13 protein-coding genes are annotated in these 10,467 nt (G+C 71.8%); 5 read left to right on the forward strand and 8 right to left on the reverse strand.

The window, feature by feature from the left end:
• Nucleotides 1–15 precede the first annotated feature (15 nt).
• The 5 genes from ACZ51D_RS17550 to ACZ51D_RS17570 form a co-directional block, all read right to left on the reverse strand.
• Nucleotides 16–1,215 carry a hypothetical protein gene (locus ACZ51D_RS17550; RefSeq protein WP_465620165.1) on the reverse strand — a complete coding sequence of 400 codons (1,200 nt, stop codon included), beginning with the start codon at nucleotides 1,213–1,215 and terminating at the stop codon, nucleotides 16–18.
• The gene (locus ACZ51D_RS17555; RefSeq protein WP_465620167.1) at nucleotides 1,212–1,790 is read right to left on the reverse strand and encodes an NADAR family protein; all 579 of its coding nucleotides are present in this window, start codon (nucleotides 1,788–1,790) and stop codon (nucleotides 1,212–1,214) included. Before ACZ51D_RS17555 ends, ACZ51D_RS17550 begins: the two co-directional genes overlap by 4 nt.
• A 244-nt stretch (nucleotides 1,791–2,034) precedes the next feature.
• A complete protein-coding gene (locus tag ACZ51D_RS17560; RefSeq protein WP_465620170.1) occupies nucleotides 2,035–3,141 on the reverse strand; it encodes a threonine aldolase family protein in 1,107 nt (368 codons plus the stop codon).
• Nucleotides 3,142–3,446: 305 nt separating this feature from the next.
• Nucleotides 3,447–3,629 carry a 4-oxalocrotonate tautomerase DmpI gene (gene dmpI / locus ACZ51D_RS17565; RefSeq protein WP_465620171.1) on the reverse strand — a complete coding sequence of 61 codons (183 nt, stop codon included), beginning with the start codon at nucleotides 3,627–3,629 and terminating at the stop codon, nucleotides 3,447–3,449.
• Between the two features lie 110 nt (nucleotides 3,630–3,739).
• Entirely contained in the window at nucleotides 3,740–4,678 is a 939-nt protein-coding gene (locus ACZ51D_RS17570; protein ID WP_465620173.1) for a LysR family transcriptional regulator, read from the reverse strand.
• 107 nt (nucleotides 4,679–4,785) lie between these two features.
• Between ACZ51D_RS17570 and ACZ51D_RS17575 the strand changes: the two genes are divergently transcribed.
• Nucleotides 4,786–5,313 carry a P-loop nucleotide/nucleoside kinase family protein gene (locus ACZ51D_RS17575; RefSeq protein ID WP_465620174.1) on the forward strand — a complete coding sequence of 176 codons (528 nt, stop codon included), beginning with the start codon at nucleotides 4,786–4,788 and terminating at the stop codon, nucleotides 5,311–5,313.
• Between the two features lie 117 nt (nucleotides 5,314–5,430).
• Here the strand turns inward: ACZ51D_RS17575 and ACZ51D_RS17580 are convergent, their stop codons facing one another.
• On the reverse strand, nucleotides 5,431–6,012 hold the full coding sequence (locus tag ACZ51D_RS17580) for an RBBP9/YdeN family alpha/beta hydrolase (protein ID WP_465620176.1): 582 nt from the start codon (nucleotides 6,010–6,012) through the stop codon (nucleotides 5,431–5,433).
• A 74-nt stretch (nucleotides 6,013–6,086) separates the two neighbouring features.
• Between ACZ51D_RS17580 and ACZ51D_RS17585 the strand changes: the two genes are divergently transcribed.
• Nucleotides 6,087–6,740 carry a TetR/AcrR family transcriptional regulator gene (locus ACZ51D_RS17585; protein WP_465620178.1) on the forward strand — a complete coding sequence of 218 codons (654 nt, stop codon included), beginning with the start codon at nucleotides 6,087–6,089 and terminating at the stop codon, nucleotides 6,738–6,740.
• Nucleotides 6,741–6,830: 90 nt separating this feature from the next.
• Entirely contained in the window at nucleotides 6,831–7,259 is a 429-nt protein-coding gene (locus ACZ51D_RS17590) for an ML domain-containing protein (RefSeq protein ID WP_465620180.1), read from the forward strand.
• A gap of 17 nt (nucleotides 7,260–7,276) precedes the next feature.
• Here ACZ51D_RS17590 and ACZ51D_RS17595 read toward each other — a convergent pair whose 3' ends face one another.
• Nucleotides 7,277–7,714 carry a nucleoside deaminase gene (locus ACZ51D_RS17595; protein ID WP_465620182.1) on the reverse strand — a complete coding sequence of 146 codons (438 nt, stop codon included), beginning with the start codon at nucleotides 7,712–7,714 and terminating at the stop codon, nucleotides 7,277–7,279.
• The gene (locus ACZ51D_RS17600) at nucleotides 7,711–8,544 is read right to left on the reverse strand and encodes a TIGR03619 family F420-dependent LLM class oxidoreductase (RefSeq protein ID WP_465620184.1); all 834 of its coding nucleotides are present in this window, start codon (nucleotides 8,542–8,544) and stop codon (nucleotides 7,711–7,713) included. The genes ACZ51D_RS17595 and ACZ51D_RS17600 overlap by 4 nt, the downstream gene beginning before the upstream one ends.
• Nucleotides 8,545–8,637: 93 nt before the next feature.
• Here ACZ51D_RS17600 and ACZ51D_RS17605 point away from each other — a divergent pair, with 93 nt between their 5' ends.
• Entirely contained in the window at nucleotides 8,638–9,084 is a 447-nt protein-coding gene (locus ACZ51D_RS17605) for an Lrp/AsnC family transcriptional regulator (RefSeq protein WP_465620186.1), read from the forward strand.
• A 140-nt stretch (nucleotides 9,085–9,224) separates the two neighbouring features.
• A complete protein-coding gene (locus ACZ51D_RS17610; RefSeq protein ID WP_465620187.1) occupies nucleotides 9,225–10,370 on the forward strand; it encodes a serine hydrolase domain-containing protein in 1,146 nt (381 codons plus the stop codon).
• Nucleotides 10,371–10,467 lie beyond the last annotated feature (97 nt).

The raw sequence follows: 10,467 nt of genomic DNA on the forward strand, positions 1-10,467 counted from the left end.
TATGTGGCTGGGGAGTTAAGAGCGCACGACCAGTCGTGTCCGAGTGGTGTCAAGGAGCGCGCAGAGGGCGGTCATTGCAAGAAGTGCGCCGGTCGCGCTCCGTAGGAGGGTCGCCTCGTAGTACGGGCCGGGGGCGAGGACGGCGACGGCATACCCGACCACGGCACCTGCGGCCGCGGGCAGGAGAAGGCACAGGGTGTCCCGCCGGGCTGCCGATCCGATCACCAAGAGTCCAGCGAGCGCGGCGAGTTGGGGTGTGCCGAAGGTCTCGGCGTAGCGGATCGCCAGGGCTGGGACGAGGAAGAGCGTGAGCGCCCGGCCGATGGTCTCGGTGAGGGTGGCGGTGCGGGGGGCGGCCGGCGGTGTGACGGAGCGGGCCGCGAGGCGGGCGGCCGTGTGGCGGGTGGCTGCGAGGCGGCTCTCGGCGAGGCGGGTGCCGACGAGAACCGTCAACGCGACTGCGGCGGAGAGGAGATGGCCGCCGATCCGGGCGAGATTGTAGAGCAGCGCGGTGTCGTACAGCACCAGCATCAACTGCCCGTACGCCCACAGGTCGAGCGCGAAGAGGAACAGGTGGCGGCGGGCGGGGCGGTCGCCGGCCGGTTCGCGCCGGGCCAACCAGACGATCAGCGGCGGTGTGACGGCGACGGAGAGCACGCGCAGGGCGAGGTCGTCCATGGTGTACGGATTCCGCAGGTCCCACTCGACCGCGCAGAACGCCACGGTGTACGAGACGGCGGCGAGCGGGACCAGCGGCGAACGGGCCAGCCGGACGTACAGCTCGCGGTCCAGCCGCCGGACGACCGACACGAACGCCAGGAGGACGAGCGGCAGTTCGAGGAACGCCTGCACCCGCAGGACGGACGGCGCCAACAGCTCCGGCGCCGGGAAGCGGGCGGCGAGGGAGTCGAGGGCGCTGAGGCGGGGGACATCGAACCAGCCGGGCGGCAGGTAGCGGGCGATGAAGGACGGGTCCCCGCCGTGGACCCGGTTCACGTAGACGGCGACCAGGAGCTGGTTGAGGTAGATGAGCGCGACGATGGCGGCCAGTACCGCCTCCGGCCCGATCGCGCCCCGGCGGCTGGGCCGGGCCCTGGCCCGCAGCACCGGCACCTCTGGCGTCTTCGACGCCTTCGGCACCCCCGGAGCCAGGAGCAAGGCGGTGGCGGCCGAAGCCACCACCGTCCCGTCCAGCAGCGGAGCGACCGTGCTCATGCGGCCAGCCGCGCCCGCGCCTCCATCAACGCGAAGCCGAGCAGGTTCAGCCCGCGCCACTCGCTGGGCTGCTGCGCCCGGATGTCGTCGGCCGCGAGCCCGATACCCCAGATCCGGTCCACCGGACTGGCCTCGACCAGCACCCGGCTGCCGGTGCCCAGCAGGTACGCGCGCAGCGACTCGTCCTGCCCGAACTTCGCGACGTTGCCCGCCACGACCAGCTCGAACCGCCCGGCCACCCAGACCTCGTCGTCGAAGTCCTTGACCAGCCGCCCCAGCTTCTTCGCCTCGGCGGGCGTCCGGGCCTTCAGCACCTGCTGCGCGATGTCCTCGTCCCCGAACATCCGGGCCTTGCCGGCCATCATCCAGTGCTCGGCGGAGGCGTACGTCACCCCGTCGACGGTGAACTCGCCGGGCCACCACTGGCTCATGCACTCCTGCCGGGTGCCGCCGTCCTTGCGTGCGGTGTGCCCCCAGAACATCACCCACTTCGGGTGCACCCCGTCGGCCATCAGCGCAGCCAGCTCCTCACGGCTGCGGACGGCGGCAGGGTTCCCCACGTGCATCTCGCTCATATCGTCATAGTGACACAAAGGGTCTGGTGCTCGCGAACCGTTTGATTGCGACGTATCACCTTGAGCAGAACTGACCAGCGGGGTGGGCCGGCCCCGTTCGCTCTCCTGCCTCGTGGCGACGGCCCGCCGGGCCCGCCTGTCCATCGCCGAGACTGTGAACTGGCTACGCGAACTCGGAGTCGAAATCCCCGAAGCCGCCGACAGCATCCGCGCAGCCCTGGCCCGGGTGCCTCGGGAGATCCCGTCAGCCGGCTGCGGCCAGCTCCAGGAGCCGTAGCCCGACCGCCGTCACCTCGTCCGCCGTCCACCTCTGGGCCGGTCCGCCGAGGCTGACCTCGGCCATGGCGAGGCCGGGGGCGGCGTCCTGCCAGTAGCCGATGAACCAGGTGTCCTCCTGCTCGGCGAGGGTCAGGTGGGCGGCGTTCAGTGCCTCGGCCGGGTGCGGCAGCCAGAGCTGGAACTCGTGGGTCGGCGGGACCTCCGGGTAGAGGCGGGCGCCCGGGAGTGCGGCGAGGGCCCGGGTGAGCGTCGCAGCATGGCGGGTGTAGTCGGCGAGGTGGGGGAGGACGGTGTCCATGCCGTGGAGCGCGGCGAGGGCGGCCGGCCACTGCTGGAAGAGCTGGCCGCCGTAGCGGTGGCGCCAGGTGCGGGCGTAGGCGGTGAGGGCGGCGTCTCCGGCGAGAGCGGCCCCGCTCATGCTGCCGAGGTCCTTGTAGTAGGAGACGTAGACGCTGTCGGCGAGGGCGGCGATCTCGTCGAGCTGCCTGTCGAAGTGGACTGTGGTGTTCCAGAGGCGCGCGCCGTCGAAGTGCACCCGGGCGCCGGTTTCGCGGGCGGCGGCGACGAGTTCGGTCAGCTCGTCCCAGGTGGGGAGGAGGTAGCCGGGGTCGCGCAGCGGGAGTTCGACCGTGAGGGTGCCGAAGGGCTCGCCGAGCGCGCGGAGTTCCTCGGCGGTCGGCTGGCGCTGCTCGGTGGTGGGCCAGAGGCCGCGCAGGCCGGTGAGCTGGGTGTAGGCGTGGCGCTCGTGGCGTTCGATGTGGCTGAGCGGGTGGAGGACGACGGCGGGGTTGCCGGTGCGTTCGGCGTGGTAGCGCAGGGCGACCTGCTGCGCCATGGTGCCGGTGGGGAAGAAGACCGCGTCTTCCTTGCCGAGCAGAGCGGCGGTCCGTTCCTCCAGTTGTCGCACCGGGCCGTCGCTGCCGTAGAAGTCGGGGAAGACGTCCAGGCCGTCCAGGGCGGTGAGTTGGGCGAGGCGCTCGCGGATGCTCATGATGCGGTCGCCGGAGAGGAACCGCTTGCAGGACATGCGGGCCGCGCGTCGCCGGTGGATCTTGCTCTGGTCATCGGTCATCCGGGGATTGTCAGGCCGATGGCGGGGTCGGACCAACTGGTTTTCGGGCCAACCGGTTTTCCCGGCACCGGGCCCGGCCGGGGTCGTGGCGGCGCAGCGGACGGGAGTCGACGGCCCCCGCGCCCGCCCCGGTCGCGACCGAGGATGCTGCGGCGGCGAGCAGGGAGGTGCGGGGGCGGGTCGGTAACGTCATGAGGTGCGAGCAGGGGGAGGGTCGACGTCGTCGGGGCGGGCCGTCCGCTCGATGCCGCCGTGCGGCGGGCGGAGGTGGGAGCGGCCGCATCCCGTCGTCCGTTGGCCGGTGGCTACCGGTCCGCGGTGAGCTTGCCGGCCGCAGCCCAGTTCTCGGCCGGGTACTCCTGGATCCACACGAACACGCTCTCGGCGGGGACCTCCAGGGCCTCCACGAAGGCCTCGGTGACCTTCTTGACCAGCTCGCGCTTCTGCTCGACCTCGCGCGGGCCCTGCTGAATGGTGACGATCGGCATCTTCGGCTCCTGACCGGTTTCCTGTGGGGTGTTCCTGCCGGGTTTTCCGGCTGAGAACAGTCCACCCGATCGGGCCGCCCGCACCCAGACCCGAATCGCTCTGGCAGCGATCACGAATCCTGATCGTCCCTGGTCAGGCTGGTCGGGCTGGTCGGGCTGGTCACGGCCGTCTGGCGGCAGGCTTGCAGGAGCAGCCGGGGGAGCGGGGCGGAGCGTCGTACGGCGATCGAGGTCGGGAGGGTCAGCGGGGTTCGGCAGGGGCGGAAGGCGATCCGGTGGGTGTTCGTCATCCGGGCGTTGGCGGCGTACACCACCGTCCACATCGGGGTTCCGGTGCCGATCGCGGCGAGGGTGTCCTGGAGGGTGCCGCCGTGGGCCGGGCCGAGGACCGGCTGGAAGCCCGCCTGCGCGCAGGCGTCCGTCACCAGGTCCACCAGCGCCGGGTGGTTGCGGCGTTCGGTCAGCCGCAGGGGCAGGGCGGCGAGGTCCGCGAGGTCGATGTCGGGCTGGTCGGCGAGGGCGTGCCGGGCGGGGAGGGCGAGCACCAGCTCGTCCTGCCAGACGGGCAGGAAGCGGAGTTCGGTGTTGCTCTCGGGGATGGCGCCGCGCACGAAGGCGGCGTCGAGGCGGCCGTCCGCCAGTCGGGCGAGCCGTTCCCGTACCGGGGCGGAGTGGAGTTCGACGCGCACGCCGGGGGCCCGCCGCTGGTAGGTGTCCAGGATCAGGTCGAGCCGCTCGCCGAGTCCGGTGATGGTGCCGAGCCGGAGCACGGCGGGTGTGGCGGCCTCGGCGGCGAGGTCGGCGGCGAGGGCGCGGGCGGCGTCCTCGGCGGCCAGGACGTCCCGGGCGGCGGGCAGGAAGCGGTCGCCGGCCGGGGTCAGCCGGACGTACCGGGGCGAGCGGTCGAACAACGTGACCTTCAACTCCCGTTCCAGGCGCCGGACCTGTTGGCTCACGGCGGGCTGGCCGAGCAGCAGCTGCTCGGCGGCCCGGCCGAAGTGCAGTTCCTCGGCGACGGCGACGAAGCAGCGCAGCTGCCGTAGCTCCATGCGGTCCGGTCCCCCTGCTCGATGTGCCGACGGGCCCATGGTCGCAGGTCGGGGTCGCGCGGAAAATGCGGTGGCCGTCCGCTCGGCTTCCCTGTCACGATCCCGCGGTGACTACGTTGTTCCTGATGGTCGGCCTGCCAGGGGCCGGAAAGACCACGATGGCCCGGCAGCTCGCCGAGGAGCAGGGCGCGCTGCGGCTGACGCCCGACGACTGGATGATTCCGCTGTTCGGCGCATCGGAGGCGGACGGGAAGCGAGACGTGCTGGAGGGGCGCATGCTCTGGCTCGCCTTGGAGGCGGTCAGGCTGGGCACCAACGTCGTGGTGGACTACGGCTGTTGGTCGCGGGAGGAGCGGTCCGCGATCCGCTGGCTGGTGGAGTCCGAGGGGGCGTGCTTCCGGATGCTCTACCTGCCGGTGGACGACGGGACCCAGCGTGCCCGGATCGCCCATCGCTGGGCGACCACTCCCGAGGAGACGTTCCCGATGACAGAGGCGGACATCCTGGCCGGGCGGGCGCACTTCGAGGAGCCGGACGCGGCGGAGCTGGAAGGCCTCGGGGTCGCTGCCGGCCTGCCGCCCGGCTGGGCGGACTGGCGGGAGTGGGCCGCGAACCGGTGGCCGTCGTTCGCGTGACCGTTCTATCGCGACTGTTCCCCAAGGGTCCGCCCGCCGTGTGCAAGCGCCGCCGTCCCGTACGGCGCCTCCGCGAAGGCGAAGGTACTGGGCGGGACGGTGAACCCCCTGGCCGGGTCAGGCCGCGAGCAGTTCCAGGACCAGTCGGACGGCCTCCGGCACCTCGACGTGGTCGTCCGGGGTGGCTCCGAAGTGGCCGCCGGTGGGCGTCACGACGGCGGTGGCGCCGAGGCCCTCGACGAACAGCCGGACGTGCTCGGTCGGGTCGGGCTGGTTGACCGGGTCGTCCATGGCCTGGAGGATCCGGAAGTTCCGGGCCGAGCGGCGGATGCGCGCCCAGTCGAACTCGTCCTCGAAGAAGGAGGCGAGTGCGTCGTACCCGACCTCGTGGGCGGAGGCCGCGACCAGCAGGACGCCCGCGAACACCCCGTTCGTCTCGTGGTCGTGCTGTTCCAGGAAGCGCAGCACGTTGACGCCGCCGATGCTGTGCCCGACCAGGACGGTGGACTCGGCGGGGCCGGCGGCGAGCGCCGCGTCGCCGTAGGCCTTGCGCCACGGCTCCAGGCTGGGCGCTTCGGTCTCCGGCAGTCGGGGCACGGTGACCCGGTGGCCGGCGTCGGCCAACTGCCGGGTCAGGTACGGGAACCAGACGCTGTCGTCGCTCGCGCCGTAGCCGTGTGCCACCACGATGTCGCTCATGATCGATCCACTCCCCTGAATTCAAACGATCCGTCGCGTTTCGATTAAAGGTAGCACGCTGCTAGCGTGAGGAGGTGTCTTCCGGAGAAACCCACAGCGGAGAACCCCGCCACAGTGGAGAAACCCACAGCCGCCGCACGGGCGGCCGGATCCGCAGCCAGGACGCCCATGACGCCGTCCTGGCCGCCGCGATCGAACTCGTCGAGGAGCTCGGCTACCAGGCCGTCACCATCGAACGCATCGCCGCCCGCGCCGACGTCGCCAAGAGCACCATCTACCGCTGGTGGAAGTCGAAGGCGATCCTCGTCATGGACGCCTACCGCACGGCGGTCGAGCAGCGGATGCCCGAGCCCGACACCGGTTCACTCGCCGGCGACCTGACCGCCTTCGCCACCGCCCTGTACGGCGTCACCGCGCACCCCGTCCGGGTTCGTACGCTGCGCGGCCTCATGGCGGAGGCCCAGCTCGACCCCGGCTTCGCCGGGCCGTTCCGGGAGTGGGTGGAGAGTCGGCGCGCCGTCGTGCTCGGCCTGCTCTCCCGGGGTGTCCAGCGCGGCGAACTCCCGCCCACCGCCGACCTGCAGGCCGCCACCGACCACTTCTTCGGGCTCTTCTGGTACCGCCTCCTGGTCGAGCACCAGCCCCTCGAACCCGCCCTGGCCGCCGCCCACGTCGACCAGCTCCTGAACGGCCTCCTCGCGGGCGGATCAGCCGTTCGAGTGGTTTGAATAGCGCGTCGCGTTGGTGCGGGCCGTCGGCGCACCAGACTGGGCGGCCGTTGCCGTGCTCAACTCCCCTTGTCGCCCACGGAGGTTCCGATGTCCGGTTGGGACTACACGAACGACGGTTCGCCGACGGACCCGTTGCAGATCAACGGCATCACGGTCACCCCGGACCCTCCCGCCCCGGGGCAGACCAGTGTCTTCACCATCGACGCGACGGTGCAGGAGCCGATCGCGGACGGCGCCTACGTCGACGTCACCGTCAAGCTGGGTCTGATCAAGGTGCTGACCAAGCAGTTCGACCTCCTCGCCGAACTGCGCGGTGAGGGCAGCCTCAAGCTGGCCTGCGGCACCAGCGACGGCAAGAGCCCGATCCCGAAGGGCGACACGAGGCTGACCCTCACCCTGGACCTGCCGCGGGAGACCCCGCAGGCGACGTTCAACATCGCTCTTCGCGGCTTCACGGTGGATGACGACGATCTGCTGGCGCTCGACGTCAAGGTCGACTTCCTCAAGAGCCGTTGAGATCTCGTTCCGAACGATCAACGGGGCCGGTAGTAGGCCTCGATGGGGGCCCGGGCTTCCCCGTGCAGCGCCGGGCCCTCCTCCGCCACCACCGGCCACGCCCCCGACTCCGGGTTGAGCTCCACGAGTTGCTCCGTCGACAGCGCGTACACCACCCGGCCGATGCCCGAGCGGACGAGGCCGCCGCCGCACATCCCGCACGGCTGGCAGCTGGTGTACATCGTGGTGCGGGCGGCCGTCTCCGGGTCGAGTTCGCGGGCCGCCCAGCGGGCCAGCTTCAGCTCCGGGTGGGCCGTGATGTCGTTGTCGCGCCGCACGGTGTTGTGGGCCTCGGCGAGGATCTCGCCGTCCGGACCGGCCAGCAGGGAGCCGTACGGGGCGTCGCCCAGGGTGATGGCGCGGGCCGCGATGGCGATGGCTCGGCGCAGGAGGGTCTCGTCGGCTTCGGTGATCACGAGGTTGCTGCCTTCCAGTGGGTGGCCACGGTGGTGAGGGCCTGCCAGGCCGTCTGCGGCCGGCGGGTCTCCTCCGGGTCGCCGTGGTAGGGGTCGAACACGACGGTCTCGGCGCCGAGATCACGCAACTGCCGCAGATCGTCGAGGATCTGCTCGATGGTGCCGACACCGGCCGGCCGCTCGAGGCCCTCGACCGGGGCGGTCGTCAGCCGCAGGGCGATGCGGGGCGCGAAGCCCGGCATCGGGTGCCCGGCCAGCACCTCCTGCATCCGGGCCAGCGGCAGCCGCAGCGGGTGCCAGGCGTCGCCGAACCGGGCCGCCCGTCGGAGCGCCGCCTCGCTGTGGCCGCCGACCCACACCGGTACGGACCCGTTCCGCCCGCCGTCCTGCCCGCCGTCCTGCCCGCCCCAGGCGTCCCGCAGCGTGCCCAGGTACTCGTCGGTCAGCCGGCCGCGCGCGGTGAACGGCACCCCGAGCGCGTCGAACTCCTGCCGCGCCCAGCCGACCCCCACGCCGAGGACGAACCGGCCGCCGCTGAGCCGGTCTAGAGTACCGGCCATGCGCGCCACCAACAGCGGGTTCCGGTAGGGCAGGATGAGCACGGTCGTGCCAAGCCGTAGGCCGGTGGTGATCCCGGCCAGCCAGGACAGCGTGGTGAACGGCTCGTAGAACGGCTCCGGGTACCGCTCGGCCACGTCCGGGGTCACCGCCACGTGGTCCGACACCATCAGGAGGTCGAAGCCGAGCCCCTCCACGGTCCTGGCCCACTCGCGCAGCACGCCGGGATCGGTCCCGGGCCCGAAATTGGGTACGTTGACGCCAAGTTGCATGCTTCGAGGCTATCCCCGTGATCATGGCGACCGGAACGGAGTCTTCCCGGTACTGGGCGGCGGCCGCCGCGATTCTCCCGGTAGATTCGCCCCATGGCCGTGAATCTTGACGACACCGACTGGGCGATCATCGAGCAGCTGCAAGGGGAGGCCCGCATCTCCCTCAGCGAGCTGGGGCGGCGGGTGAGCCTCAGCGCGTCCGCCACCACCGAACGCGTCCGGAACCTGGAGTCGCTGGGCGTCATCACCGGCTACCACGCGTCGGTGGACCTCGCGGCGGTCGGCTACCCCGTACTCGCCGTCGTCCGGCTGAAGTACCCGGGCAACCGCCACGAGCCGCTGCGCCGGCTGCTCGCCGAGCGGCGGGAGATCCTCGAGTGCCTGCGCACCACCGGTGACGACTGCTACACCCTGAAGGTCGCGGCGACCTCCATGGAACACCTGGAGACCCTCGTCGACGAACTGGCCGGCTTCGGCAGTACGACCACGAGCGTCGTCTACAGCCGGACCCTGCCGCTGCGCGGGCCCGCCAGGCCCTGAAGGCGAGGGCGATGGCGAATGCGAGAGGCGAGGGCGAAGGTGCTCCCTCGATCGGGGGGGGTCGTCGGCGAACCGTGCGACCAGACTGGCGATCGTGACCAGGGAGGCCCTACTCCCCACGACCCCAGAGGAGTTCACTCATGCGTCAGCGCTTCCGCCACATGGCCCTCTCGCTCTCGGCCGTGGTCGCGGCGACGGTCGCGGCCGGCGTCCTGGCGGCACCCGGCGCCTCCGCCGCATCCGGCGCCTCCGCCGGCGCCCGGCCGGACCCCGTACAGCGGGGACTGAGCGCGCTGGTGCAGGCGGACGGTGTGCCCGCCGCGCTCGCGACCGTACGGGACCGCGACGGCCGGATCCGCCACTACACGGCGGGAGTGGGGGACCTGGCCGGCGGGGCGAAGGTGCCGGTCGACGGGCAGGTGCGGATCGGCAGCAACACCAAGACCTTCACCGCCGTTGTCGTGCTGCAGCTGGTGGCGGAGGGGAAGATCGACCTCGACGCCCCGGTCGACACCTACCTCCCCGGCGTGGTCCGCAGCGAGGGCATCGACGGACTGCACCTCACCGTCCGCCAACTCCTGCAGCACACCAGCGGGTTGGCCGACTACGAGGGTCTCCTTGACGAAGCCTCGCTCCGGGACCGGTACTTCGAGCCCCGCGAACTCCTGGACCTCGCCCTCCGGCAGAAGCCCGACTTCGCGCCCGGGGAGAAGTTCGGCTACAGCAGCACCAATTACGTGCTCGCCGGCCTGATCGTCCAGAAGATCACCGGCCGGCCGCTCGCAGAGGAGATCGACCGGCGCATCATCCGGCGCGTCGGACTGCGCCACACCTACTTCCCCGCCGTGGGCGACCGGACCATCCGGGAGGCCCACCCCAAGGGCTACCGGAAGGACACCGCCGACGGTCCGCTGCGCGACTTCACGGAGATGGACCCCTCGGCGGGCTGGGCCGCCGGGCAGATGATCTCCACCGACTCCGACCTCAACCGGTTCTTCTCCGCGCTGCTCGCCGGACGCCTCCTCCCGCCGGCCCAGCTCGCCCAGATGCGCACCACCGTCCCGGTCGGAGACACCGGCGTGGGCGCCGGGCTGGGGATCTTCAGTCGGCCGCTCTCCTGCGGCGGGGTCTACTGGGGTCACGGCGGCGACATCCCCGGGTACGAGACCCGGGGCGGTGCCACCGACGACGGCCGCGCCGTCAACATCGCGGTGACCACCGTCCCGACCGACTACGGCGTGACCCGGCACCTGGAGAGCGTCGTGGACACGGCGCTGTGCCGCTGAGCCGGGCCGGAGGCTTCATGCCGCCCCTGGTCGGGTGTCAGGAGTGGTACCGGTGCACCTCGTCGGTCACCAGGGCGGTGCCGTTGTGGAGGGACAC

This window comes from Kitasatospora sp. NPDC033851 (assembly GCF_055576085.1).